The sequence below is a fragment of the Roseibium salinum genome, assembly GCF_026240905.1.
GTDB lineage: Bacteria > Pseudomonadota > Alphaproteobacteria > Rhizobiales > Stappiaceae > Roseibium > Roseibium salinum.
In genome coordinates, this window is sequence record NZ_JAPEVI010000003.1 from 2,626,185 (window position 1) to 2,651,357 (window position 25,173).

23 protein-coding genes are annotated in these 25,173 nt (G+C 60.7%); 11 read left to right on the forward strand and 12 right to left on the reverse strand.

The window, feature by feature from the left end:
- Nucleotides 1-322 precede the first annotated feature (322 nt).
- The 6 genes from pqqA to ON753_RS16770 all read left to right on the forward strand — a co-directional run bounded on the left by pqqA (nt 323) and on the right by ON753_RS16770 (nt 4,441).
- On the forward strand, nt 323-424 hold the full coding sequence (gene pqqA, locus ON753_RS16745) for a pyrroloquinoline quinone precursor peptide PqqA (protein ID WP_265963752.1): 102 nt from the start codon (nt 323-325) through the stop codon (nt 422-424).
- A gap of 75 nt (nt 425-499) precedes the next feature.
- Nucleotides 500-1,390: a pyrroloquinoline quinone biosynthesis protein PqqB gene (pqqB, locus tag ON753_RS16750; protein WP_323054746.1), complete on the forward strand. Its 891-nt coding sequence runs from the start codon at nt 500-502 to the stop codon at nt 1,388-1,390.
- Entirely contained in the window at nt 1,387-2,235 is an 849-nt protein-coding gene (gene pqqC, locus ON753_RS16755; RefSeq protein ID WP_265963753.1) for a pyrroloquinoline-quinone synthase PqqC, read from the forward strand. Before pqqB ends, pqqC begins: the two co-directional genes overlap by 4 nt.
- Nucleotides 2,232-2,552 carry a pyrroloquinoline quinone biosynthesis peptide chaperone PqqD gene (gene pqqD / locus ON753_RS16760; protein WP_265963754.1) on the forward strand — a complete coding sequence of 107 codons (321 nt, stop codon included), beginning with the start codon at nt 2,232-2,234 and terminating at the stop codon, nt 2,550-2,552. Before pqqC ends, pqqD begins: the two co-directional genes overlap by 4 nt.
- Entirely contained in the window at nt 2,549-3,637 is a 1,089-nt protein-coding gene (gene pqqE / locus ON753_RS16765) for a pyrroloquinoline quinone biosynthesis protein PqqE (protein WP_265963755.1), read from the forward strand. The genes pqqD and pqqE overlap by 4 nt, the downstream gene beginning before the upstream one ends.
- A gap of 414 nt (nt 3,638-4,051) precedes the next feature.
- Nucleotides 4,052-4,441: a cupin domain-containing protein gene (locus ON753_RS16770; RefSeq protein WP_265963756.1), complete on the forward strand. Its 390-nt coding sequence runs from the start codon at nt 4,052-4,054 to the stop codon at nt 4,439-4,441.
- Nucleotides 4,442-5,443: 1,002 nt separating this feature from the next.
- Here the strand turns inward: ON753_RS16770 and ON753_RS16775 are convergent.
- The 3 genes from ON753_RS16775 to ON753_RS16785 all read right to left on the reverse strand — a co-directional run bounded on the left by ON753_RS16775 (nt 5,444) and on the right by ON753_RS16785 (nt 8,235).
- Nucleotides 5,444-6,019, reverse strand: coding sequence for a hypothetical protein (locus tag ON753_RS16775; RefSeq protein WP_265963757.1), 576 nt, complete (start codon nt 6,017-6,019; stop codon nt 5,444-5,446).
- A gap of 316 nt (nt 6,020-6,335) precedes the next feature.
- Complete coding sequence (locus tag ON753_RS16780; RefSeq protein WP_265963758.1) at nt 6,336-6,812, reverse strand: hypothetical protein; 477 nt, start codon at nt 6,810-6,812, stop codon at nt 6,336-6,338.
- 343 nt (nt 6,813-7,155) lie between these two features.
- A complete protein-coding gene (locus tag ON753_RS16785) occupies nt 7,156-8,235 on the reverse strand; it encodes an NAD(P)H-dependent flavin oxidoreductase (RefSeq protein WP_265963759.1) in 1,080 nt (359 codons plus the stop codon).
- Nucleotides 8,236-8,444: 209 nt separating this feature from the next.
- Between ON753_RS16785 and ON753_RS16790 the strand changes: the two genes are divergently transcribed.
- Entirely contained in the window at nt 8,445-8,573 is a 129-nt protein-coding gene (locus tag ON753_RS16790) for a hypothetical protein (RefSeq protein ID WP_265963760.1), read from the forward strand.
- 164 nt (nt 8,574-8,737) lie between these two features.
- Here the strand turns inward: ON753_RS16790 and ON753_RS16795 are convergent, their stop codons facing one another.
- The 5 genes from ON753_RS16795 to ON753_RS16815 all read right to left on the reverse strand — a co-directional run bounded on the left by ON753_RS16795 (nt 8,738) and on the right by ON753_RS16815 (nt 15,335).
- The gene (locus ON753_RS16795; protein ID WP_265963761.1) at nt 8,738-10,042 is read right to left on the reverse strand and encodes a TRAP transporter large permease; all 1,305 of its coding nucleotides are present in this window, start codon (nt 10,040-10,042) and stop codon (nt 8,738-8,740) included.
- Between the two features lie 3 nt (nt 10,043-10,045).
- Nucleotides 10,046-10,558 (reverse strand): TRAP transporter small permease, encoded by a 513-nt coding sequence (locus ON753_RS16800; protein WP_265963762.1) that lies wholly within the window; start codon nt 10,556-10,558, stop codon nt 10,046-10,048.
- A 13-nt stretch (nt 10,559-10,571) separates the two neighbouring features.
- Entirely contained in the window at nt 10,572-11,513 is a 942-nt protein-coding gene (locus ON753_RS16805) for a TRAP transporter substrate-binding protein (RefSeq protein WP_265963763.1), read from the reverse strand.
- 97 nt (nt 11,514-11,610) lie between these two features.
- On the reverse strand, nt 11,611-13,293 hold the full coding sequence (locus ON753_RS16810) for a hydantoinase B/oxoprolinase family protein (RefSeq protein ID WP_265963764.1): 1,683 nt from the start codon (nt 13,291-13,293) through the stop codon (nt 11,611-11,613).
- Nucleotides 13,293-15,335 carry a hydantoinase/oxoprolinase family protein gene (locus ON753_RS16815; RefSeq protein ID WP_265963765.1) on the reverse strand — a complete coding sequence of 681 codons (2,043 nt, stop codon included), beginning with the start codon at nt 15,333-15,335 and terminating at the stop codon, nt 13,293-13,295. The genes ON753_RS16810 and ON753_RS16815 overlap by 1 nt, the downstream gene beginning before the upstream one ends.
- Nucleotides 15,336-15,442: 107 nt before the next feature.
- On the opposite strand from ON753_RS16815, the gene ON753_RS16820 reads away from it, so the two are divergent.
- Entirely contained in the window at nt 15,443-16,156 is a 714-nt protein-coding gene (locus ON753_RS16820; RefSeq protein ID WP_265963766.1) for a GntR family transcriptional regulator, read from the forward strand.
- Between the two features lie 84 nt (nt 16,157-16,240).
- On the opposite strand, the gene ON753_RS16825 is transcribed toward ON753_RS16820, so the two are convergent.
- The 4 genes from ON753_RS16825 to mtnK are packed head-to-tail and all read right to left on the reverse strand — an operon-like array spanning nt 16,241 to nt 20,269.
- A complete protein-coding gene (locus tag ON753_RS16825; protein WP_377047362.1) occupies nt 16,241-16,906 on the reverse strand; it encodes a class II aldolase/adducin family protein in 666 nt (221 codons plus the stop codon).
- Nucleotides 16,907-16,911: 5 nt separating this feature from the next.
- Complete coding sequence (locus ON753_RS16830; protein ID WP_265963768.1) at nt 16,912-17,904, reverse strand: sugar-binding transcriptional regulator; 993 nt, start codon at nt 17,902-17,904, stop codon at nt 16,912-16,914.
- Nucleotides 17,901-19,010: an S-methyl-5-thioribose-1-phosphate isomerase gene (mtnA, locus tag ON753_RS16835; protein WP_265963769.1), complete on the reverse strand. Its 1,110-nt coding sequence runs from the start codon at nt 19,008-19,010 to the stop codon at nt 17,901-17,903. The genes ON753_RS16830 and mtnA overlap by 4 nt, the downstream gene beginning before the upstream one ends.
- Entirely contained in the window at nt 19,007-20,269 is a 1,263-nt protein-coding gene (gene mtnK / locus ON753_RS16840) for an S-methyl-5-thioribose kinase (RefSeq protein ID WP_265963770.1), read from the reverse strand. The genes mtnA and mtnK overlap by 4 nt, the downstream gene beginning before the upstream one ends.
- Nucleotides 20,270-20,407: 138 nt before the next feature.
- Between mtnK and ON753_RS16845 the strand changes: the two genes are divergently transcribed.
- The 3 genes from ON753_RS16845 to ON753_RS16855 are packed head-to-tail and all read left to right on the forward strand — an operon-like array spanning nt 20,408 to nt 24,062.
- Nucleotides 20,408-21,958: a sugar ABC transporter ATP-binding protein gene (locus ON753_RS16845; RefSeq protein WP_265963771.1), complete on the forward strand. Its 1,551-nt coding sequence runs from the start codon at nt 20,408-20,410 to the stop codon at nt 21,956-21,958.
- 9 nt (nt 21,959-21,967) lie between these two features.
- Nucleotides 21,968-22,981, forward strand: coding sequence for an ABC transporter permease (locus ON753_RS16850; RefSeq protein WP_265963772.1), 1,014 nt, complete (start codon nt 21,968-21,970; stop codon nt 22,979-22,981).
- Nucleotides 22,982-23,036: 55 nt separating this feature from the next.
- The gene (locus ON753_RS16855; protein WP_265967187.1) at nt 23,037-24,062 is read left to right on the forward strand and encodes a substrate-binding domain-containing protein; all 1,026 of its coding nucleotides are present in this window, start codon (nt 23,037-23,039) and stop codon (nt 24,060-24,062) included.
- The last annotated feature ends 1,111 nt before the right edge of the window (nt 24,063-25,173 follow it).

Consider the following 25,173-nt stretch of genomic DNA (forward strand, 5'->3'; position numbering starts at 1 on the left):
CCCTAAGCCTCTCCATTCGTTCATGAAACCGGCCGTGACCGGCCATCGGCAGGCTTCACCGTGGGCCGTTTTCTGGAGCCGACACTGCGGGATCTGCGTCCGGCGGAATTCTTCTCCGCGGAATGCTGCAGTGCAAAGCAAGAAGCGACCCTTTTGAGAGTGCGAGGCATTCCTGCCCTTGATATGCCGGCGGTTCTTTTCATGCGGCACTGCAAGAAGCCGGTTCCAGAGGCAACACCAAAACTCATACTAAGGTGCCTACTCACGCAGGGCTGAGCGGATGTTAGCATTCGTCTGCATGTCAACCAGAGGAGGACACGACATGAAAACATGGAAGAAGCCCGCAATGACCGCCGTCGAAGCCGGATTTGAGGTTACCCGCTATATGCCTGCGGAAATCGGCAGCTGCGGACGAAAGAAATAACTGACATCCGCACGCGAGGAGACACCCGGTGAAAATCAGGGTTCTCGGTTCGGCGGCTGGCGGTGGCTTTCCACAGTGGAACTGCAACGCACCTCTCAGCCGCGCCGTGCGGGAAAAAGGCATGGCTTTCTCCCCCGCACGCAATCAAGCATTGCAGCCAGTGCGGATGGAGAAAACTGGGCCATTTTCAATTCCTCCCCGGATATCCTCACTCAGATTGCCGCTGCTCCGGACTTGCAGCCCCGGAGCGGCGGTCCTTTGAGGCACACGCCCATCAAGACGGTCGTTCTGACCAATGCGGATGTGGACCATATCGCCGGCCTGCTGTCCTTGCGCGAACGCGAACCCTTCCTGCTCTATGCCACCGCACGCGTTCTGAAGACGCTTGCCGAGAACAGCATCTTTCAGGTGCTGAACCCGGAAGTGGTCGAGCGGCGGGAACTTCCCCTGTCCGGCGTCACCGAGCTTGAAGGGCCGGCCGGGCCGATCGGCCTGACGGTCGAAACGTTTGCGGTGCCCGGCAAGGTGGCGCTGTTTCTGGAGGCGGAAGGCGAGGAAAACTTCGGCACTGCCGCCGGCGACACGATCGGAATTGCCATTCGCCAAACCGCCCCAAACGGCACCGGCAAGACGCTGTTCTACATTCCCGGCTGCGCCGCCGTCGACGACCCCCTCCGCCGGCGCATGGACGGTGGAGACTGCCTGATGTTCGACGGCACGGTCTACCACGACACGGAGATGGCCGATACCGGCGTCGGCAGCAAGACCGGCGCCCGCATGGGCCACATGGCGATCAGCGGTCCGGGCGGCTCTCTGGAAGCGCTGAGGCCGGTCGAGCTCGGCCGGCGGATATATGTTCACATCAACAACACCAATCCGATCCTCGACCCAGGCTCCGGCGCCGCCAGGACCGTGCGCGAAGCCGGCTGGGAGATCGGATATGATGGAATGGAGATAACGCTGTGACCGACGTCGCGACGGCACGAGTGGCCGAGACCGCACCGGAGGCAGGGGTGCAAAGCGGTGTCGCCCCGACCCGCGCCGATGACATCCGGCGCGCCGGCAGACTGCTGAGCCCGGCGGAACTGGAAGCAGCCCTGCGGGAGGCCGGCTTCGACCGGTACCATATCCATCATCCGTTCCATAAGCTGATGAATGCCGGCGACCTGACCAGGGCCCAGATGCAGGCCTGGGCGCTTAACCGCTACTGCTACCAGGCCACCATTCCTAAGAAGGACGCGATCATCCTGTCCCGCTCCGAGGACGCGGCGTTCCGCCGGGAGTGGAGAAAGCGCATCATCGACCACGACGGCGATGAAGGCGACGAAAACGAAGGCGGCGTCAAACGCTGGCTGAAACTTGCCGAAGGATTGGGCCTCGACACCGGCATGGTCCGGACACGCCGCCACGCCCTGCCGGCGACCCGCTACGCGGTCGGCACCTATATCGATCTCGTTTCTTCCGGTTCGATGCTGGTGGCCGTTGCCTCATCGCTCACCGAGCTGTTCTCGCCGGTCGCCATCGGCGAGCGGGTGCCTGCCATGCTGGCGCGCTACGACTATATCACCGAGGACACGCTCGCCTATTTCAGGCCGCGCCTGCATCAGGCCCCGCGGGACGCGGAGCACGCCCTCGCCCTGGTGAGCGAATGGGCCGATACGCCCGACAAGCAGGCCGACGCGGTCGATGCGCTGCTGTCCAAATGCGACATTCTATGGGCCATGCTGGATGCGCTTTATTACGCCTATGTGCAACCGGGTTTCATCCCGCCGGGCGCGTTCCGCCCGCCCTTAGCAGAGACAGGCCGATGAGCGCGCGCGCCCGTCATCTCGTCACGGAGACGAGCCGGCCGGCCCTCGCCCGTCACGTGCGGCTGACCTTTGACGATCTGCGCGGCCAGTGGGCCGTGCTTGCGCCGGAAAAGGTTCTCTGGCCGGACGAAATCAGCACCGATATCCTGCAGCGCTGTACGGGTCACGCCACCGTGTCGGACATCGTGGCTGCCCTGGCGGAGGACTACGACGCCCCGCCGGAGCAGATCACCCCTGATGTCCTCGCCTTCCTTCAGGAATGGTGCGACCGGCTGCTGATCCGGTGCCGCGACCAGCAGAGGGAGGCGGCCGCATGAAGGTGTCCGTCGGTCCCCCGCTCGGCGTTCTGGCAGAGCTGACGCATCGCTGCCCGCTGCAATGCGGCTACTGTTCCAATCCGGTCGAGCTGCTCAAGGCGGACCGCGAACTGGATACCGCGACCTGGATCCACACGTTCGAGCAGGCGGCGGACCTCGGCATTCTTCAGGTTCATCTGTCCGGCGGCGAACCGACCCTGCGCAGGGACCTGGACGAGATTATCGCCTGCCTCTCCCGGCGCGGCGTCTACACCAATCTGATCACCGCTGCCGTGACCCTGACCCGCGAACGTCTGGAGGCCTTCTGCGAGGCGGGGCTCGACCATGTCCAGATCAGCTTTCAGGGCGCGAAACCGGAAACGACGGAACTGATCGGCCGTTACCGCAACGCACACGAGAAAAAGCTTCAGGCGGCCGGCTGGGTGCGCGACCTCGGACTGCCGCTCACGGTCAACGCACCGATCCACAAGCTGAACATAAGCGAGGTGCCCGACTTCGTGGCGCTGGCCCTGGAAATCGGCGCCGAGCGGCTGGAGATTGCCAATGTGCAGTATTACGGCTGGGCCTATCTCAACCGTACGGCGCTCCTGCCGAATTATGACGCGGTGATGCGGCAGGTGGAGTACGTGGAAAAGACCCGGCAGGAGCTGACCGGTATTCTCAATATCGACTTCGTCACGCCCGACTATTACGCGGATTATCCGAAACCCTGCATGGGCGGCTGGGGCAAGGACGCCTTCGTGATCACGCCGGACGGCCATGTCCTGCCCTGCCATGCAGCCCAATCGATCACCTCGCTGACATTCGACAAGGTGACGGAGAGGCCGCTAAGGGAGATCTGGGAACAGGCCGAAGCCTTCAACCGCTACCGTGGATATGACTGGATGCCCGAGCCCTGCCGGTCCTGCGACCGCAAGGATGTCGACTTCGGCGGCTGCCGCTGCCAGGCTTTCGCCATGACCGGAGACGCCGCTGCAACGGATCCGGCCTGCATAAAGTCTCCCGATCATGGAGCGTTGCGTATTATGCCTTCGGCAAAGCGGATCCACCCGCGCGTCATCGGCCGGGAAAAAGCTTCTGCCTGACCCCGGGGTGCATCCCAACGGACGCTCAATCGGACTCATACGGTGTTGAGAGGCAATAAGCAGCGGCTGATCCTTGCCCTTCGACCAGCCGCCAGCTCAAGATTGCCTACCCTGGTCGGCGTGGTGACGTTTTTTTTAGGTACTTGATCTCTCAGGCTTTACCTGGTTTTGAAGCTTGGGCGCGTTCTGTCCCAGTCTGGCTCCAGTCGGACTGGGCCCGTCACCGGGATCGAAGCTGCCGTCTGCCCTTCGGAATTTGCCGGCACCAACAAGGCCGATGCCGTGGCGGGACTGCGGACCAGATATCCAGAGATTGCAACCCGATGCAGGGCTATTCGAGTTGCCCCCTGGATACGCCGGCGGGTTTCATGCTGAATTGCGAGATACAAAGATGAACCATTCGCGAGAGATGACATGACGCGCAATGATTTCGACATCAATTCGGTCAGGCCAAGCGAAAGAGCGCCTGCACAGGCAACCCTTTTCGATCCGGGTGCTGAAGGACCCTGGCGCGGCTCTTTGCCGGGTGACGCGCTCGGAGCACCGGTGACCGTGCTCGCTTACGGCACCGACCGTCCTGGCGAAGGCCCACGTCTTCACGTGCATCCCTACGACGAGGTGTTTATCGTGACCGAGGGTCGGGCCCGCTTTTTCGTCGGAGACAAAGTTCTCGACGCGGTTGCCGGTCAGGTTGTGTTTGGCCCGGCCGGCATCCCGCACCGGTTCGAGAATCTGGGACCGGGGCGCCTACAGACGATAGACGTCCACCATTCGCCGCGTTGGATCCAGACCGACCTCGACTAGATGGTCCGGCACTGCCACCTGGCACTATCGGCGCTAAACCATGTGAGAATGGACCCTTGGTGGGATGGTACAGACGGGCGGATTGGAAATTCTGAAAAATTTCAATCATTACAATGGCATAACTCATGAACACCGGAGCGGTGTAGTGCATTTTCATGGTATGAATATCGTACGGGCCGGCACCAAAGGTGCAAAGAAATGTGAAATTTCCCCGCGTGCCAAATGACATGTTCGGAGCCGCATACGGATAGGCAAGTTTCCGAATGCCAGCCGGCAAAGCGGACATTGACCTACACCGATTGCGGCGACTCTCGGCCCTGAGCGGACATTCACTCGCTGATACGCTGCTGCGGCGCAGTACGCCGAAGCCGTCATTCATTGCATCTGCGAAGACGGTTGGCCGCCAGATGCCGGCAATGCGGACGAAGCGGTCGTTGAAGTTGACTGCCGAAGCACTAAGCTTTCGGCAGTGATTTAAGGGGCTAGTAGATGATTAGAAAGATATCTTCCTTGGTTTCTCTCGGGCTCGCATTCGCTTTCGGGTACATTTACTACGTCGAGTATTTCAAATGGCGCAATTGTTTCAATGAACTAGGCCGGTGCTTCGACGATGATGCGAGTGTCGTATATTTAGAGCAATCAGGGGTCGTATGGCTCTTACTCGCTGTGCTGGCTCTTGGAATAGGCCTCTACAATGCATGGCATCTGAGCAAACCCTAAACGGTAATCCGGGCGCGAAGCGGACTTGCGGCGGCACGGCGTGCCAATCCTGGACTTCTCGGGTGCTTGGTCGACGCTTTCGGCCCGGAGCGGTCGTTGGCCCACCACGGCCTTTGTTGCAGTACGGCCCACCGAACCTGTCGTTCACTGCGGGTGCATCACTTGAGCGGGTGGGCTAACCTCTATGTGACTTCTTGATTGCTTCTTCGATTACTTCTTGAACTGGCATTTTTTCCCCATGCTTACCATCTAGGGTTTTGGCAGCATTGATTGAAATCGCTTTTAGTACCACTTCAAGGAGGTTTGAAGTAGCGCGTCATCGTCTTTGCCCAAATCAACAATTTGCTGTTTGAATCCTTCGTAAGACTGAGCCAGAGCTTCTTTATGCGCATACTCCTCTGCCAAACGCTGCATTTCGCTGCGGCGTTTCGAAACTGTCAAGGTTGCCCACAAAACAGGTATCACGAGAGGCAGCTTAAACAAGATTTTGTCCAGGTACTCTTTGGCGCTTTCGATCCGAATGAACTCCCAGGAGAAGGGCCAAAGGCTTAACGTCTGCGTAACTGTTGCTGCCGCTGAAATCGCGAGTACAACGATTCCAATAAAAAATGTCCACGAGTAAAGTTTAGCGCTACGTTCGGCTTGGACCCTTCTTTTGTTGTACGCTGTGGCGAGGCCAGCGCTTGTCGCGCCCGGTAGTAGTCCCTCAATTTGCTCGATTAGGCTTTCCACCGATTGCTTTTTCTCTTCAAAGTTCGCAAACAGTTTTTCCTGTTTCTCTTTTCCCTGCGCAAAGTCGTTATTCCGGCTTTCGAGCTGTCGGTCGAATGATTTGAATTTCTCCCTATACTCTTCCACCTCATCTTCTAGTGAAGATGCTTCGGTGTGAGCAGTCTCAATGGCGGTTTTCTTTTCGGTGGCGTCAGCGAGATACTCGCCTATGGTCTTCCGGTCCTTAGCACCCTCATCCCTTGTGCGGCTTGTTTCCTCAGCGGCTTCCTTGGCCTTTTTTGCTTGGGCTTCTGCGGCTGAGACCTGATTTGTGGCCTCTGCAACTGCCTGCCTTAATGCCTTGTTTTCTTCACGTAGGTTGTGGATTTGTTCGCTGGACGACTCGATCAGGGATGACAGGGCATTTGCAGCCGCTTGAAAACTGTAAGTGGAACGAGTTGGCCTAAAGGACAGTCAAAACCAAATAAAACGCATCCAGTAGTGTTTCTGTGCTGTCACTGAAGTTTTTGAAGTGACTTCTGAAGTCGTGGTTCTCTCCGTTGGTCGTTTGAAGGTGAAAGTTGTCATAATTAAATAGCTGCAACCCGCCTCCACCTTTTAGTATCTGTCGGAACTGGTTTCCTAATGTGTCTAGGTGTTTCTGGGTTTCGTCAATTCTCTGCTTTAGTTGAGTTATTCTATTGGCTGGGACCATCAAGAAGTGTTTAGAGTTTCCAAATTTGTCCGCAATCTCGGCTATGGACGCAATACGGCTCACACAATCAGCGTATGAGATGTCTGTCCCATGAATCGCTTTGGAGACGTTGAAATTGGGCGACCCATCCTCTCCAGAGCTGTTAAAGAACTCAAGCAATTCAGTTGCCGTTGTGACCAAATCATTTGCGCCAAGGCTAATCTCATCAATCTTTGTCTTACGCATCACCGCTCCACACGTTTTGGTAGACTTTACAATTGAAGCTCTTGTTTCCTAGCACGATGTTCTGCCCCCTCCAAAAGTAACGTCCCAAAAGACCAGAGGCTGACGATGCACTAACATGCAGCCAGAACTGATTGGTCGGAGCACATCAGTTGCCAATGACCGCTTATGCGGGCCTGACATATTCTGCTCGCACCCGCAGCAAACGTCCGCTTCCCGCTCTCCTAAGACATTTGCTCAAGCTGCAACGAAGGTCAGCTTACGGAATCTGAACGTAAAGCAGCGAACGACCGACATCGTGGCGCGAAGCGGTCGCATGGCTGCGGCCGACGGTCGGCCGCGGACATCAGCCCGCGCGCGATGACTGGAGCCGATCGAGTGCCTCGTCGGCCAGCCGCCGTGTCAGTTCGCCTGCGGCCATCGGCCGACAGAGCCGGGCTGACTGACCGGACCAGAGCGACATGAACTCGCCTGAACCGCTCGGCTCGGAGGCCGCCCGCAGAGGCGCCAGGGCACCGCCGGCAAGGGGAAACGCCGGCGCGGTGGACGAGATTGGCCCGACCTCGCGCACCAGTCGGTTGAGGATGCTGCGTGCAGGACGCCCGGTGAAGACATTGGTTAGGGCGGTCTCATGGGCAGCTGCCGTCGTCAGCGCCTGGCGGTGCGGTTCGGCAATCGTTGCCTCGGGACTGAACAGGTAGGCGGTCCCGATCTGCACCGCCGAGGCGCCCAGAGAGAATGCGGCAGCAATGCCGCGCCCGTCGGCGATACCACCGGCGGCGATCACCGGTACACCAACCGCGTCAGCCACCTGGGGCACGAGCGAGAACGTCCCGATCTGTGTCGCGACGTCCCCGGTGCGGAACATGCCGCGGTGGCCGCCGGCCTCACTGCCCTGCGCGATGATCGCGTGGCATCCCTCCGCTTCGAGCCAGCGCGCTTCGTCTACCGTGGTGGCCGAGGAAAGCACGTTGGCGCCCGTCGCGAGGACACGATCCAGGAGCCGCCGCTCGGGCAACCCAAAATGGAAGCTGACCACCTCCGGACGGAGATCCTCGACAAGTAGGCAGAATTCGTCATCGAACGGTGAGCGATTCGATGCTTGAACCGGCACGTCGGGATCGAGATCGAGCTCTCGGTAATAGGGCGCGAGCCGGCGCCGCCAAGCAGCCTCCTGCTCTGCATCGGGCTCGGGCGAACGGTGACAGAAGAAGTTCACGTTGATCGGGCGAGCCGTCTGCTGGCGGATGATGCCGAACTGGCTGCGCACCTGGTCCGGGTCGAGCAGCGCGCAGGGCAGCGAGCCGAGTCCGCCCGCCTCCGAGACCGCGATGGCGAGCTCCGCGAGCCCGGCACCTGCCATCGGCGCCTGGATGATGGGCAACTCGATGCCGAACAGGTCCTGAATCCGTCGATCTGGCCACATGCTGACGTCCCTCGCTGTAGTCGTAACGGCTCGAGTATCTCTGATCGGAGCCCGAGGCGAAAGTCTCGCGGATGGCAATGGCCAAACCTGGACCACCACATGGAATTGCGAAATTGAAATCATGATCCTGGCTTTCGCCCCCGAGCGGATCGAGGTGTGACCTGTCCCATCCAGAATTCTTCGCGCCGCCGAAGAAGATGCGCCTGCGCGTGGCCACGATGGGCGACATGGAAGGTGCGATGCTGGCAGATGAAACGGCGCGCGAGGTGGACGTGGTCATGAACCTCGCCGAAGAGGCCGATTTCTACGGCTACGTCCTGAAACAATTTGCGCGTTGAGGAGTTGGGAAAGGCGACGCCGCCAAAAGACCCGGTCCCTGATTTCACGAAGAGAGCGAAAAGAGATAACTTGGCCCTGCCGCCGGCAAGGTTGGTGACGACGAAGCTGGCAAGCGGCATCAGTTCACACCGCTTACGACCGTTTGGGCCACGTTTTCAAGGTGTCAGTCGAACAACGCAGAAGGCAGCCACAGCACAATCTGCGGCCAGATAGTGATCACCGCAACGCCGAAAGCCATCAACAGAAAGAACGGGAACGCGGCGCGCGCCACTCGTCCGATCGGCACGCCGGTCAGTCCCTGGATTACGAAGAGATTGAAGCCGACAGGCGGCGTCATCTGGCCCAGCTCAACCATCAGGACCAGAAAGACACCGAACCATATTGGATCAAATCCCATGGCGATAATCGGCGGAAGAGTGATCGGCAGACTCATCACGACAATCGAGATGCCGTCCAGAAAAAGTCCGAGGACAATGTAGAACAACGCCAGCAGGGCGATCAGACCATATGGACCGATATCCGTGGCCGCGATCAACGACGCGACGTCCTGCGGTACGTGCATGTAGCCCATTGCAGTTGAAAGAAACGCCGCGGCCACCAGGATTGAACAGACCATGGCCGAAGCGCGCACCGCCCCCATCAGACTGTCGCGCAACAGCAGCAAGGACATCTGCCGGAGCAGAGTCGCAACCATCAGAGTTCCCAGCACGCCGACAGCCGCCGCCTCCGATGGCGTGGCGAGCCCCGAGTAAATAGCCCCGAGCACAAGCCCCACAAGGAAGAGGACTGGCAGTAGATCGAGCAGAGCCCTCGCCTTGGATACTGTCACATCTTCGTTCTGGGGCTCCAGACCTGGCTTCGTCGCGCAGCGGACCATAATGTAAGCTGAATACAGGCCCGCAACCAGAAGTCCCGGCAGGATACCGGCGGCAAACAGACGCGTGATCGAGACTTCGGCCAGCACACCGTAGATAATCATCACGATCGACGGCGGAATAAGCAGACCCAAACTCCCGGCCCCGGCCAACGAGCCGAGAGAGAGAGCTTCGTCATAGCCGCGCCGCTTCAGCTCGACGGTGGTGATCTTGCCCACGGTCGCGGTGGTTGCGGCCGACGACCCGGACACAGCCGCGAATAGGGTCGAGCCCGCCACATTGGTGTGGATGAGACCTCCCGGCATACGCCTCACAAAGGGCGCAAGCCCCTCGAACAGCCGTGCCGATAGGTTGGTGCGAAAGATGATCTCTCCCATCCAGATGAACAACGGGATTGCCGCCAGTTCCCAAGAGCTGGCACTTCGAAACAGGATCTTGCTCAGGATTACTCCGATCCGGTCGGGCGGGAAGTCGAGAACCAGGGCAAGCCCTGTGGTCGAGACCAGAAGCAGACCGATGAACACCCAAACGCCGCTGCCTAGAAACAGCAGGATCAGTACCAGGACGGTGAAACCGGCAATCAATGCGTCCATAAGCTATTCCGCCCCGTTGGATTGAATCGGCTCGCCGCCCATTGCGACGCGTAGAAAACAGGCAAGGAGCTGAACCATCAGCAAAATCAGTCCTAGCCAAACCGCACCCACCGGCAGCCATAGCGGCACTTCGGCGATGCTCTCGCTGACGGAGCCCCGAGTCCAGTTCCGAAGCGCGTCCCGGCCGACCCACCAGGCGCAGTAGCCGGCAATCCCGATGCTGGACGCGAGGCAGAAGAGTTCGGTCCAGCGGCGCGGACGGCCTGAGAGGCGCCCGACCACAAGATCGACACGGATCAAGCTGCCTGAGTTCAGCGCATAGCCCAACGACAGGAATGTCATCGCCGCAACCGCGTAGCCCACGAATTCGTCCAGCACGAAGGTCGAACTGCTAAAGAAGCTTCGCAGCACGATCTCCATGATGATGTGAAGAAAGATGTAGACCAGGATGATGGCGGCCAAACCACCTGCAATGCGATTGAGTGCAGTTGCGACCCTATCGATCAGAAGGAGCACTGGCCGCCACGCCTCACTTTGACGCGTAGGCATCAAGGACAGCCTTGCCCGCATCGCCGGTCTTTGCGAGCCATTCCTCGCGTGCTTTTTGGCCAGCCTCATGCAGGGCTGCCAGGAACGCTGGATCGACATCGCTCACAACAGTCATGTTCTCAGACCGCATCTGCGTGTAGTTCTCGCTGACCCGGGTAACAACGCTTTGCCAGACGTGGTCTTCGGCAGCTTTGGCCGCTTCCAGAACCGCGTCCTGATGCTCAGGTGACAGATCGTTCCAGGTATCGAGATTGATGTGAATCATGTTCAAAGGCATCGCGTAATTCACTTCGGTGAAGTGATCGAGGTGCTCCCAGAACTTGGCGTTCGCGCCCGCCTCGGCCGAGGTCAGCACTGCTTCGATGCCGCCGGTTGAAAGCTGCGGAACCACGTCGGCCCAGCTCAACTGGATCGGGGCGGCATTTGCCTCTAGCAGCGTGATAGTGCCGTTAGCGTCGTAGGTGCGGATCTTGAGCCCAGCCAGAGCATCGAGATCCCCAACCGGTTTCTTGGCCCAGATGCCGGATGGCGGCCAGGGCGACGCCCACAGCAGCTTCTGGTTGTTGTTGGCAAAGACCGCCTCGTATTCGCTGCGCGCGGCCAGGAACAGGTTCCGGGCCTCCTCCGGGGTTTTGGCAAGGAACGGCAACGACGGGAGCAGAAACGTCGGTTCGATACCGCCAAGAGGGCCGACATAGGTATCTGCGATGGGCAATGCGCCGTCACCCACCGCGTCGAGCTGGTCCTTGGATTTAAACCCGATGGAACCGCCGAAGTGATGGGTGATCTTGATCGCGCCTTCGGTCAGTTCCGCCAGCTTGGCGGAAAAGACCTTGTCACCCTCGGCGTGGATCGATGTGTCGTTGTATTCGTTGGCCATGTCCCAGTTTATGTCGGCGGCGTGCAGCGGATGCACCGCCATGCCGACCGCAACTCCGATGGCCGCAAATGTCGGTTTCCAGTTCATTTCAGTTCCCTTTCTGGTTTATTTTTCAAGGTACGTTTTGAACTCTCCGGGTTCACCCGATTGTCTTTCCATAGGCATTGCGGATGTATTCGTCGGAGAATTTGCCCGATCTCCGGTCTTCGTCGACAAGCTGCACAGCGCGCCCTTGCGGTTCGCCGTAACCGCCCGCCCCCGGTGTCTCGATGACTGCCGCCGTTGTCGGCGTTATACGAATGCCGCTTGCCTTGGACGGCAAGGGACGTTCTCGGCCCTGGTCATCGCGCAGATAGAACCGGCCGGGCCTCCCGGGTTGGCCGCCCAGAATTCCCCAAGGCGCGTGGCGGAAACGCTCGCCCACGCCGTTGAACTCGCATTCGTGATCGATCGGGCGGATCGTTCGGCGGATGCCCAGCCCACCGCGATGCGTACCCGCGCCGCCCGAGTCCTCGACGAGAGCGTATTCCTCGACGCGCAGCGGGTACTCCATCTCGATGGCTTCCACCGGCAGGTTCGACGTGTTGGTGATATGCACCTGCACCCCATCCTTGCCGTCTTTGGTCATGCGCCCGCCCATGCCGCCGCCAAGTGTCTCCAGATAGACATATTGCTGTCCGGTCCTGGGATTGATGCCGGCAAAAACGGCGCTGGTATTGGCACCGTTCGCGGCGCCGATCACGCGCTCCGGCAGCACCTGGGCAAACGCCCCCAGAATGACGTCGACCAGCCGCTGGCAGGTATTCAGCCGAAGCGCCACGGACGCGGGCGCCACGCAATTCACGATCGTGCCCTCGGGCGCGACGATATCAACCGACTCGATCACGCCATGATTATTCGGGACGTTCGGATCCAGCAGCGCCTTGAGGCTGTAGCACACTGCCGATTGGGTGCCATTCATCGTCAGGTTGAAGTTTCCCGGCACCTGTGGATCGGTGCCGGTAAAGTCGAATGTGATCGCATCACCCTGCTTGCGGATCTCCAGCTTGATGCGAATGTCCTCGGTCGAGATGCCGTCGTCATCCATCACGTCTTCAAACGCATAGGTCCCATCCGGAAGTCCGGCGATGGCCGTGCGCATGCGCATCCGGGTGCGTTCGACGATCTCGTCGAAAGCCCGGGCGACATAATCTGCGCCATGGCGATCGAGCATGTCACCCATCCGCGCGACACCCAGCTTGCAGGCGGCGATCTGCGCGTTCAGGTCACCCCGGCGCTCGTCCGGCAGGCGCATGTTCAGCAGGAGCAGCCGCAGGATGTCGTCCTGAAGCTTGCCCTCACGATAAAGCCGGACAATCGGGATCCGCAGACCTTCTTTGTGGATCTCGTTCAGGCCTCCGGACATCGAGCCCACCGCCGCACCGCCCACATCTGCGTGGTGCACGATATTGGCTACAAACCCTATCAGGCGGTCATCCTTGAACAGTGGCATAGCCGTGTTGATATCCGGCAGGTGCGTACCGCCCGCCACATGGGGGTCGTTGGCGATGAACATATCGCCCGGCGAGATGCTGTCGCCATATCGCTCCACGATATGGCGGATCAGGCCCCCCATTGAGGCCAGATGGATCGGCAGCGCCTGCTCAGCCTGGACGATCAGCCGCCCCTTGGCATCGGCGATGGCCGTCGAATGATCGTGGCGCTCTTTGACATTGGTCGAAAAGGCACTTCGCATCAGCGTCAGAAAGCATTCGTCGGTGATCGACTTGAGCCCGTTCCAGGCGATCTCCAACGAGATGGGGTCAAGCGGTTCGCCGCTCATCACTGGATCTCCATGATAATGTTGCAGGCCTCGTCAACCGTCAGCCGCGCCCATGGCGGGACAACGGTCGTGGCGTCGATCTGGGTGACAATCGCGGGGCCCCGCAGGTGGAAGCCGACAGGCAGCGTGGCGCGGTCATAGACCGGCGTATGGACCGGCTCAGTGCGGTCGAACCAGACATCATGGTGGCTGACGGGCCGCGGCGATTCGGTGGGCGGCAGCGCGGCGCCTTCGACGTGAACCAGCTTGGCGGTCGCCCGCAGCCTCAGATTAACGATTTCAATGGGCGCTTCGGGATCGTGGTGCCCGTAAGCACGTTCATGGGTCTCGAAGAACAGGAGCTTGAGCTGTTCTATCTCCGGCAGGGCAGGCGCGCGGCTTTCGCCGCCGATCTCGACCTGCAACTCGTGGTTCTGGCCGACATAGCGCATGTCCAGGCCAAGCCGCAGGCGCCGCTCTGCCTCATCTACGCCCTCATGGTCGAACCATCCCTCGGCGCGGTGACGCAGATCGGCCAGCACAGCCTCAAGCTCGGCCAAGTCCGCGCCAAGCTTGATCCGGCAGGTGCCGACCAGATTCTCCTGCAAATCCGATACGATCAGTCCCTCTGCACAGAGGATACCCGGCGACTGCGGAATCAGTATGCGGGTCATGCCAAGTTCGCGCGCGATGTCCGCCACATGCAGACCACCTGCGCCGCCGAAGGGCATCAGCGTGAAGTCGCGCGGATCGTGTCCCCGTTCGATTGAGACCACCCGGATCGCCCGGACCATATTCGAGGCGGCAATACTGAGAATGCCAAAGGCAGTTTCTTCCGGTGAAAGCCCCAGCTTGCTTGCTAGGGGAGCAACCGCGTTCATCGCCATGTCGCGGTCGAGGGTCATTCCGCCGCCGACCAGGCTCTCGGGCAAGCGGCCCAGGAGCATGTTCGCATCCGAAACCGTCGCCTCGGTCCCACCCCGCCCGTAACATGCCGGCCCCGGTACGGCACCCGCGCTGATCGGCCCGACCTTCAAAAGCCCGTCGGCCTCGACATACGCGATCGAGCCGCCGCCTGCCCCGACGGTATGAATGTCAACCATCGGCAGGCGGATTCGGAAGCCCGCGATATCGCGCACATTGGCCAACGCCGCACGCCCGTCCTGGATCAGGCACACATCGGTGCTGGTGCCGCCGATATCCAGGGTGATGATATCCTTAATTCCCGACTTTGCCGCCGAAACGATGGCGCCAACTGCCCCGGCCGCCGGGCCCGACAGCGCGGTTCGCACAGGAAACTCCGCCGCCCGCTCGACCGACATCAATCCGCCGCTGGACTGGAAGATGCCGAACGCAGCATTTGGCGCCGCCTCGGCGATCTGGGACTTGAGTTGGGTCATGTAGTTGCTGACCTGAGGCTGCAGGAAGGCATTGATCGCCGTGGTCGAGAACCGTTCAAATTCACGAAACTCCGGCTGCACCTGGCTCGACAGGGAAATGAAAAGATCGGGGCGCCTACGGCGCAGAGCGTCTGCCAACCGGAGTTCATGCTCGGGGTTCAGGAAGGAAAACAGCAGACAGATCGCACAGCAGTCGATGCCCTCCAGAGCGTCGACTCGGTCCAGAAGTTCTTCGATCTCCGTTTCTTCCAGTTTGACCACGCAGTCACCGTCTGCACCGGTCCGTTCGTTGACCTCGATCCTGCGATGCCGTGCTGCCAGCGGTGGCGGCGCATCCTCCTGCAAGTCATAGATCTTCGGCCGGATCTGCCGGCCGATCTCCAGCATGTCCCGAAAACCGCGCGTTGTTATCACCACGAGCTCACCTCCCCTGCGCTGCAAAAGCGCATTGGTGGCAACTGTCGTGCCGTGAGCAAAGCGATCCACGTCTTCTGCGGCGAAACCTGCAATCTCTCGCAGCTCGGCAAAACCCCGCAGGATTGCTTGCGATGGATCATCCGGTGTCGATGGACGCTTGTGCACCACGGTCCGGCCGCTTGCCACGTGCCGTGCGCAAAAATCGGTAAAGGTGCCACCAACATCGACACCGACAATCCAGTTCATGCGACCCTCGCCTCTAATTCAGTATCCAATTCGTATACTGAAAATTATTGACTGGTCAAGCGGAAGCCTTTCTCCTACGACCACAGGAAAAGAAAAAGGAGGCGCTGTTGTCGAACGGCACCAAAGACCGCAGCGGAAGTTCGCCCTACCGAACGTTGCGTGAGAGGATTCTAACGCTTGAGTTGCGTCCAGGGTCGGTTCTGGACGAAGCCGGTCTGTCCCGGCAGCTTGAGGTCTCGCGCACACCTATTCGCGAGGCAATCATCCAGCTCATCGCTGACGGGCTGGTGGTGCGCGAAGGGCGTAGCGCCCGGGTTGCGCCGCTCGACCTCGACGATATCCCACCGCTATACGACGCGTTGCTGATCTCCAGCCGGATGATTCAACGCCTTGCGGCCGAATTCCGTACCGAAGCCGACCTGCAGGTCATCCGCGAAAAAATGATGCTCTTCGAAAACGCCATTCCCTCGCTGCGCGGCGCCATACTTTCCGAAGCCAATTTCGCCTTCCACCTAGCGATCTCTGCTTGTGCCAATAACCGCTACTTTTCGGAATTCTACGAACGCGTGCTAATCGGGTCGCTGCGCTTCAATCGTGCTTGTTTTTCGGGCAACGTCTACGCGACCAGAGACACTAAAGAGCATCTGTCCGTAACCGCAGAGCAGCACCGTGACACGGTGCGGGCGATTGAAAATGGCGACATTGAGGAGGCCGACCGGCTTGCAGTTGAACATCATCGTTTGGCGCGCAGTCGATTGGAAAAGGTGCTTTCCATGGGTGCCCTGTCAATTTCTGGTAAGACCGATCTTTCGCTGGGGTAGCAACATCGTTTCCAAGGCCGCCGCGTTCGTGAGGCAGGCTCAATGAGATCGATCGAATGTTGCGGCGCTTCGGTCGCCTGCCCGTCAGGCCGATTTGATCCCGTAGTTCTTCACCGCGCCAAGCACATCGCCGATCTCGCTTTCTGAAAGAATGTGCGGTGTGCCGACGCTGCGCGCGAGGATAAAGGCGCGCGCCAGCACCTCCAGCTCTTCCAGACGCCACAGACCCTTTTCAAGGGTTTCGCCGGTGACGACCGCGCCATGGTTCGCCATCAGGCAACCACTGCGGTCCATCATCGCGTTGACGACATTGTCGGCCAGGGCGTCACTGCCAAAGAGCGCATAGTCCGCCAGCGGCACCGTATTGCCGCCGAACAGCGCGATCATATAGTGGCAGGCCGGGATCTCTTCCCTGTTGATCGACAGCGCGGTGCAATGGACCGGATGCGCGTGAACCACCGCATGCATGTCAGGTTTCGCCCGCAGCAGGGCCAGATGGAACTGCCATTCAGTCGATGGCGGGAACGGTCCCTCCGGCTCGCCCAAACCGTCGAGAGGCAGCGAGGCCAGCATGTCCGGAGTCATTTGGTCATAGGGAATGCCCGACGGCGTGATCACCATGCGGTCGCCGGCACGGACGGAGACATTTCCGGACGTTCCCTGGTTGATACCGCGGCGGTTCATGTCCACACAGGTTCCGATGATCGCCTGTCGGAGTTCGGGAGAGTCCCGATAAGGTGACTTAAGCATTGTCTTCACGCGAGGTTAAGCATTTCTGCGGCTGTTTGCGAACAGGTGGCGACATGGGTGGCATATCCGCCGCGGATAGCCGCCAGCATCGGTTTGGCCCGGTCCTCGCCGGAGCCGACCAGCAGCCCCATGACCTTGCCGCGCATCTGTTCGAGTGTAACGGCAATCATTCGGTCCTCGATCTCGCGGTTGAGACCTTTGCCGTCCTGGTCGATCAGACGGCCGCAGATGACGCCAGTTGCCCCCTGCGCGGCGCAGACATCGATCTCCGAGCGATCGAGCAATCCCGTGTGGACCACGTGGCTCTCCGCCGTGCAGGTGCCGCAGGCAAACAGGGTCTTGTTGCAGTCGGCAACCGCCTCGAGCTGCATCCGGATCACCGGTTCCCGCTTGAGGCGTTCGACGAGATCCCGTTCCGACAGCACGAGGGGAACATGCAGGTTGATACAATGGGCGCCGTACCGCCGCGCCAGGGTAGCCGAACAGGTTTCGGCGGCAAACCCGAGCGCGGCCGGACGCGAGCCGACGAGTTGCACCACTGTCAGATTGTCGATGGTGATCCGCGGGGCGGCTTCGGCAACCCGGTAGACGGTTTCCCCCCAGGCAACACCGAGACGGTCGCCCGGTTCCAGCAAGCTCGGAAGCCAGTCGGCCACGACCCGGGTGACCCGGTCGAGGGACTGATCGGACCCGCCGGGCGCCGAGGGAACCACAATGGCGTCTTGAAGGCCGAACCGGTCGACCAGGCGCCGCGCCAGTTTCTGGTTCCGGAAAACATCGCTGTTCAGACTGATCCGAACGTAGTCGCGTCGACGCGCCTCGGACAGGTAGTTGACGACGGTCGCGCGCGAAATGCTGAGGCGCTCGGCGATCTCGTTCTGGTTCATGCCTTCCTGGTAATAGCACCAGGTGACTTCAATGATCGCCTCGTCCTGGGACCGGGCGCGCATGGCCGCCCGTCCCTCCAGCGGACGGAACTTGCCGGAGCTGCCGGTCATGCGCTCTCGGCAAGCTTGCTGAGATCCGGAAATAGGCCGGCAAGGCCTTCCGCGCTTGCCTCGCAGACACCCCGTTCGGTGATCAGACCGGTCACCAGATGATTGGGCGTCACGTCGAAAGCCGGATTGCCGCCGGGCGTGCCGACGGGTGTCACCTGCAGTTCGCCGATGCCGCCCTCTTCCGTTAGGCCTTGGATGTGGGTTACTTCCCGTTCGAGCCGTTCCTCAATCGGGATTTCGGCAACACCATTATCGACAGCCCAGTCGATGGTCGGGGACGGCAGCGCGACATAAAAAGGCACGCTATTGGCGCTGGCTGCCAGTGCCTTCAGGTAGGTGCCGATCTTGTTGCAGACATCCCCCCGGCGGGTGGTGCGGTCGGTCCCGACAATCACCAGATCGACTAGGCCGTGCTGCATCAGGTGACCGCCGGCATTGTCGGTGATGTAGGTGTGCGGGATGCCGTGGCTGCCGAGTTCCCACGAGGTCAGCGCGCCCTGGTTCCGGGGACGGGTCTCGTCCACCCAAACGTGGATCGGGATGCCGGAATCGTGGGCCTGGTACATCGGGCTGGTCGCCGTGCCCCAGTCAACCGTCGCAATCCAGCCGGCGTTGCAATGGGTCAGGATGCGAACCGGTTCGCCGTCCTTCTTCCCGGCCGCGATGGAGCGGATGATTTCAAGGCCGTTGCGGCCGATGCTGTGGTTGATTTCGACATCCTCGTCCGAAATGTCATGCGCAAGCTTCAGCGCGGCCACGGCGCGCTTGGCTTCCGGCAGGGCCTTTAGATGGGACCGGCAGCGGTTGAGCGCCCAACGGAGGTTGATGGCGGTCGGGCGGGTCTTGTCGAGAAAGGCGAAGGCTTCGTCCAGATGGTGGTCGGACGGATCGAGACGGGCGGCGAGCGCCATGCCGTAAGCCGCCGTCGCGCCGATCAGCGGCGCTCCGCGCACACGCATCTCGACAATCGCGTCGGCAAAGTCCTGCAGCGTGTCGACCTGCTGGATACGGAAGTCGTGAGGAAGCCAGCGCTGATCGATGATCTGCAATGCCCCCTTGCCGTCGTCCCACCAAAGGGAGCGGTAATGTTTGCCGTTGACCTTCATAGGATGTCCTTTGCGTTAAAGCGACGGGCAAGATCGAGGAGTCTTTCAGTGCTGCCGAGCGTTTCCGACGTGCGAACGAGCTCTGCGCCCATTTCGAGATTGCGCGCCTCCAGGCGGCGCTTTAGGACCGTGTCTTCGATGTCCTCGAAATCCGCGTTGTGGGCGAGCGACAGGGTACGCCTGTGCATCTCAATGCCGCAGAAGCCATGGGCATCGGTCCGGATCTCCGCCAGGAGGGCCGCACATGCGTCAGCCGAGGACTGTCCCTGATCCTCGAACAGGGCGGCCGGGTAGAGCATGCCGGTCCGCTCCGTTTCCCAGAGACGCCGGAATTCGGCTTCGAATTCTGTGAAGACCTCGTCAATCACCGACAGGAGCCAGTCCTGGTACCCGGCAAGTTCTGACGGGTACCGGTGCGCCGGCTGGCTGAAATAGGCCATCAGGAAGTTGGCCACCAGCATGCCGAGATCAAAGCCCATGGGGCCATATTGCACGAATTCCGGGTCGATGACCTTGCTCTCGTCGCTTGTCGACATGATCGAGCCGCTATGCAGGTCTCCGTGCACCATCGTCTCGGTGTTAGAGGCGAATTTCATCAGCAGCCGCTGGACACGCGCCTTGAGCCGGGCGTCACTGCGCAGGCCGGACACCACCGGGTCGAGGCCCTCGGTGTGATGGTTCATCTCCGCGCCGTAATATGGATCGGTGAAGACCAGAGCCTCTGTGATCGCCGGGATCTCGACATTGCCCGAAAACAACCCGACGTCGGCTTTCTTGTCCGCGCTCTTCATGGACAGCTCGGACCCGCGGAACGCCGTGCGGGCGCAGAACCGGCCAAGGAATCCGCCAAGACCGCCGACAGTTTCGCCGTCGATCAGCTTGCGGCGCAGGATCTTGTGCGGCGAGAGGAACTCCATCACGATCAGCGCCTGCGTTTCGTCGAAATGGTAGACCTCCGGCACCGCGCCGGGATCGCGCCGCGCCTGGCGCACGAGCGCATGGTTTTCGTAAAAGGCTCGGTAGAGCGGCAACGGCCAGCTGTCGCCGACAAGCCGGACATAGGGCAATGCCTGCTTGACGATCACCGACCCCTTCGGCCCCCTCACAATAAACACCAGGTTCAGATTGCCGTCGCCGACTTCCTTCACCTGCCAGCCGGCAGGGTCCGAACCGATGCGCCCGGCAATGGCGGGCACCGTTGAAAGACGTTCTGCGAGCTCTTCGGGCGACAATGGCCGGTACTGGTCTGGATTGTCCATTTGATTGCTCTTTCCTCCCGATTTGCTCCGAATAAAAGCCAGGATTATTCAAAAGTCAACAGAGTTGACAAATGACTATCTTGCATGCTGTAACGGATCTCAAGTGGGAGAAATGCTCGTCTGGGACTGGGAGGAACGGTGGTGGAGGTCACCTGCAAGCTAAGCGGGCTGGAGAAGTCCTTCGGGCGCAACCACGTGCTGCGCGGCATCGACATGGAGCTGCGTGCGGGCGAGGTCACCGCGCTGATGGGCGCCAATGGTGCGGGCAAGTCGACGCTCGTGAAGGTGCTGTGCGGCTACCATTTCGCAGATGCGGGCGACATCACGCTCTGCGGTGCGCCCTATGAGCCGGCCGATGCTGCGGACGCCATCTTCAAGGGCGTCGTCACGGTGCACCAGTCCATCGATGACGGTGTCATTCCGGATCTGGATGTGGCGACTAACCTGACGTTGGATCGGCTGACCGAGCCAGGCGCCGGCCTGTTCGTGAACGACCGCAACCTGCGCCGGCAGGCCAGAAAGGTCGCCGAAGGCATGGGCCTCACCATGGATGTGCGCACCCGTGTCGCGGATCTCGACGTCGCCGACCGCCAGATGATCGCGATCGCCCGGGCGATGGCCCGCGCACCGAAACTGCTTATTCTCGACGAACCAACTTCCTCCCTGTCGGCTTCTGAGGCCGAACGCCTGTTTGCGCTGATCGACCGGCTGCGGGCGGAAGGGGTCGCCATCCTTTATATTTCCCACCGAATGTCGGACATCCGCCGGGTGGCCGACCGGATTGTCTCCATGCGCGACGGTGCGATCTCGGGCCTGTTCGAAACCGACCCGCTCGACTATGTCGGCGCGGTCAACGCGATGCTCGGCCACCAGATGACCGAAGTCGACATCGATCCGGTGCACGGCGGCAAGGCCATTCTGGAAATCAGCGACCTGCGTCTGTTCGACGACAGCCCCCTCATCAACCTGAGCGCCCGCGAGGGCGAGGTGATTGCGGTGACCGGTCTTCTGGGCAGCGGCACCACGCAACTTGCCGAAGTGATTTTCGGCCTTGCCGCGCCAGCGGAGGGCGCAATGCGGCTCGACGGCAGCCCCTACAGTCCCTCCGGTGCTTCGGACGCGGTTACCAGGGGCGTCTTCATGTCGCCAAAGGACCGTGCGGTGAATGCGGTAGTGGCGGATTTCGACATCGCCAACAACATGACCCTGCCCTTCCTGAAGGCCTTCAGCCGGTTTTCCTTCCTGAGCGAGCGAGCGCAGCGGCAGGCAGCCAGCGACATGATCGACCGCATCGGTGTGGTGTGCCAGAGCGACAGGGACGGCATCAGCACCCTGTCCGGCGGCAATCAGCAGAAGGTGATCATCGGCCGATGGCTGCTCAAGGCCTCACGGGTCCTACTCCTGGACGAACCCTTCCAGGGTGTCGATATCGGCGCGCGCCGCGACATCGGGCAGTACATTCGCCAGAGCGCGGCGGGGCGCACCACGCTCGTCTTCGTTGCCGAGATCGACGAAGCCCTCGAAATCGCCGACAGGATCATCGTCCTGAACGAGGCCGAGATTGCCGGCGAATACATCAACAGCAATGTCGACCTGAACAGCCTTGTCGCCGATGTTTCCGGTCCCGGCCGGCCCCCGGCCAACGGCACGGGGCCGGATCAGGCACAAACGCAGGTCATGGCGGGATAACAGCACCAGATGAACAAGAACGCGCTCGAACTCGCCATCCGGTACGGCTTCCTCGTCCTGCTATTCGGGCTGGCCGTCTTCTTCAGTCTCTATGCCAGCGGCTTTGCAAGCCCGCGCTCGGCCGTCTTCATTTTCCAGTCGGTGGCCATCACCGGCGTCCTGGCACTCGGCGTCACCTGCACGCTGGTGGTCGGAGGTTTCGACCTGTCCATCGGATCCGTGGCAACGTCAGCCCTGATGCTGTCCGCCTATTCCATGGTGATCCTGGAACAGTCCGCCTTCGTCGCGGTGGTTCTGTGCCTGGCAATGGGGGCGTTTGTCGGCCTCGTCAACGGCCTGCTCATCGTAAAGATGCGCGTGCCCGATCTCCTGGCAACGCTCGGCATGATGTTCCTGCTGATCGGCCTGCAGCGCATCCCGACCCAGGGCAATTCCATCGCCACCGGCATGAGCCTGCCCGACGGGTCGGTCGCCGAAGGCACCTTCTCCAATGCCTTCCTCTGGCTCGGGCGCCATCGCTTCGACTTCTTCCTGGACCGCCTGCTACCGATGCCCGTGGTGGTTTTCCTGCTGATCGCGCTGATCATCTGGCTGTTCCTCGGCTACACCCGCCACGGGCGGCTGATGTATGCCATCGGGTCCAACGAACGTGCGGCAGGCCTCGTCGGCACCAATGTCCAGCGCTACAAGATCATGGCCTACATGATCTCCGGCATGCTCGCCTCCGTCGGCGGCATCCTTCTGGCCGCGCGGCTCGGCCGCGGCGACATCGCGTCGGGCAACAACCTGCTGCTCGACAGCGTCGCCGCCGCCCTGATCGGATTTGCCGTCCTGGGCGCCGCCCGGCCGAACGCCTTCGGCACGGCGGCAGGCGCCCTGTTCGTCGGCATTCTTCTCCAGGGGCTCACCATGATGAATGCCCCTTACTACATGCAAGATTTCGTCAAGGGTGCCGTACTCGTTGCCGCCCTTGTCTTCACGTTCTACCTGTCCTCGCGTCGCGGCGGCAGGAGAACAACGTGACGCTGAAAAGGCGCCGTTCAGAAAGGGAGGAAGCAACATGTTAAGACGTGAATTCATGAAGCTCGCGGTCGTTGCCGGGCTGGGACTGTCCGGAGGCGGAATGGCTCTTGCGGCCGACATGCCGGCACCGTTCGACAAGCCGGAGGAGGTCAAGATCGCGCTGGTGCGCTACCTGTCGACCGGTGATTTCTTTCAGTCTTATCTCTCAGGCGTCGAACGCCAGGCAGAGGCGCTCGGTGTCGACCTGCGCGTTCTGGACAGTCGCCAGGATGCCGCGCTACAGGCAGACATGGTCGACCAGGCCATCGCGCTCGGCGTCGACGGGATCATCATCCAACACGGCCTCACGGAATCCATGAAGGCAGCAGCCCAACGCGCGGTGGATGCCGGTATCAAGGTCGTCGCCTTCGACGTCAATGTCGAGAACGACTCCGTGCCCCAGGTCGAGCAGTCCGACTATCTCCTTGGCAAACTGGCCCTGGAACAGGCCATCAAGGACAATGGCGACAGCTTCACCGCAGGCTATGTCTACGTGCCCGGGATCGCGCCGCTCGACCGCCGAGATGTCGCCTGGAAGGAAGTCAAGAAAGCCAATCCGGGCATCACGGAAGCGGCCATGTTTGGTACGCTCGACAACCCGATCGCCAATTCGGTCGCCAACCAGGCCCGTTCCGTCCTGCAGGCCAACCCAACGATCAACGTCGTCTTCGCGCCGTATGACGAATTCGCCAAGGGCGTGAAGATCGCCGTCGACGAATCCGGTCTCAGCCAGGACATCTCCATCTATTCCGCGGACGTTTCCACCGCCGATATCTCGGCGATGCGCGAACCGGACTCCGCCTGGAAAGCCACGGTGGCGACCAATCCGGCTGTGGTCGGCGAAGTCTGTGTGCGGACCCTGGCCCTGATGCTGGCCGGCGAGGACCCAGGCAAGCAGGTCGTGGTGCCGCCGACCCTGATCACTCAGGACTTCCTGAATGAGCAGGACGTCAAGAACATGGACGACCTCGGCAACAAGATGCCGCAGTTCCAGCACGCGGAAGTCTCCATAGCCGAATGGATCCCGCTTCCCACGCGCTGATACCGGATTGTGCAAAGGATCGAGTGGACAAGGCACCACTCGTAAGACGACCAGAGAAGAAAAAGGTCCGGCACTTCCAGACTGTGCGAAGAGTCGGCAACTCAATTATATTGGCCACCTCGGGAACGGGGTGGCCATCTTCATGAAATACATCGTCGGGACTGATAGGCATCATCACCGGGTTGAAGTCAGTATGGTCCCGCGGAGTTTTAGCCCTCTGCCGGATTGAAGCAGCCACTCGCGGCAATTTCCGGCGGGAAGAACCAACCTCACCTCTTGCACCATGCTTTTGCGAATATATTCAAACCGTTGGCCTATCCTGTCTGCACATAGGGTCTCGAACCATGTGCAGGTGAAACACGATGTGCAGACTGGGATTTCGGGGTGCCTTGCACCACTTCCTTTTATCTTGCCATTGCTCGCGATCCCTCTCTCCGGCTCCATCCGACAGTGTTCTCGCGGCTTATCCTTCCTCACATTGGATCGTTTTCGGACTCTGTCGATGGCTTGTATGGCCGCAAATTCGATCCGGCGGACCGGGAAATGGCGTCGCGATTTCACAATCCACGCCTCTTCCGGCATTCGAATTCAGAACCAATACCAGTTCCCCTTTTATCTCGGTGCGGGGCCAAAAATCACCAAGAAAGCGGGCGCAGCTGCTTGTCTATCAAAGCCCTGACAGACTAGAAATCCTGCCTCCGCATCGATCGATTTCCTGTCCCGAACACCCGTCGATCAAGAGCTAAACTGGTCGGATTGAAGGGCCTTCTCCTCCAGCATGAAACGCCTCAGCCGGCGATGCAGCCGTTACGTGGCTGAAGGAGGGACGAGCACCAACCTTTCCCGCATTTTTCGGAGCAGTTGCGGTGCTTGCCGGGACGGCGATAATCGTTCTGACTTGAGGTCCGCAAGAGGCTCGAAGTGGTACTGAAAACGCGCTGCCCCGCGCCGGGCTCGACCCAATTTCCGCCACGGCCTGCGCTCCGGTTGTTGACCGCGGCCGCCAACCGCGGCATTCCCATCCAGGTCGCCCGTCCCGCCACAGATCCCGCGGCCGACAACGGTCCGCCAGGATTTTGCGGTGAAGGTCAAATGGGTCCCGGCTGCCTTA

Excerpts from the sequence above, each read along its gene's own strand:
- pqqE (WP_265963755.1), top strand. The coding sequence starts at position 2,549 with ATGAAGGTGTCCGTCGGTCCCCCGCTCGGCGTTCTGGCAGAGCTGACG.
- ON753_RS16810 (WP_265963764.1), bottom strand. The coding sequence starts at position 13,293 with ATGAGCGGCGAACCGCTTGACCCCATCTCGTTGGAGATCGCCTGGAAC.
- ON753_RS16855 (WP_265967187.1), top strand. The coding sequence starts at position 23,037 with ATGAAGCTCGCGGTCGTTGCCGGGCTGGGACTGTCCGGAGGCGGAATG.
- ON753_RS16830 (WP_265963768.1), bottom strand. The coding sequence starts at position 17,904 with ATGACCGGCAGCTCCGGCAAGTTCCGTCCGCTGGAGGGACGGGCGGCC.
- ON753_RS16770 (WP_265963756.1), top strand. The coding sequence starts at position 4,052 with ATGACGCGCAATGATTTCGACATCAATTCGGTCAGGCCAAGCGAAAGA.
- ON753_RS16850 (WP_265963772.1), top strand. The coding sequence starts at position 21,968 with ATGAACAAGAACGCGCTCGAACTCGCCATCCGGTACGGCTTCCTCGTC.
- pqqD (WP_265963754.1), top strand. The coding sequence starts at position 2,232 with ATGAGCGCGCGCGCCCGTCATCTCGTCACGGAGACGAGCCGGCCGGCC.
- pqqA (WP_265963752.1), top strand. The coding sequence starts at position 323 with ATGAAAACATGGAAGAAGCCCGCAATGACCGCCGTCGAAGCCGGATTT.
- ON753_RS16780 (WP_265963758.1), bottom strand. The coding sequence starts at position 6,812 with ATGCGTAAGACAAAGATTGATGAGATTAGCCTTGGCGCAAATGATTTG.
- ON753_RS16785 (WP_265963759.1), bottom strand. The coding sequence starts at position 8,235 with ATGTGGCCAGATCGACGGATTCAGGACCTGTTCGGCATCGAGTTGCCC.
- ON753_RS16815 (WP_265963765.1), bottom strand. The coding sequence starts at position 15,335 with ATGAACTGGATTGTCGGTGTCGATGTTGGTGGCACCTTTACCGATTTT.
- ON753_RS16795 (WP_265963761.1), bottom strand. The coding sequence starts at position 10,042 with ATGGACGCATTGATTGCCGGTTTCACCGTCCTGGTACTGATCCTGCTG.
- ON753_RS16825 (WP_377047362.1), bottom strand. The coding sequence starts at position 16,906 with ATGCTTAAGTCACCTTATCGGGACTCTCCCGAACTCCGACAGGCGATC.
- ON753_RS16805 (WP_265963763.1), bottom strand. The coding sequence starts at position 11,513 with ATGGCGGTGCATCCGCTGCACGCCGCCGACATAAACTGGGACATGGCC.
- mtnK (WP_265963770.1), bottom strand. The coding sequence starts at position 20,269 with ATGGACAATCCAGACCAGTACCGGCCATTGTCGCCCGAAGAGCTCGCA.
- mtnA (WP_265963769.1), bottom strand. The coding sequence starts at position 19,010 with ATGAAGGTCAACGGCAAACATTACCGCTCCCTTTGGTGGGACGACGGC.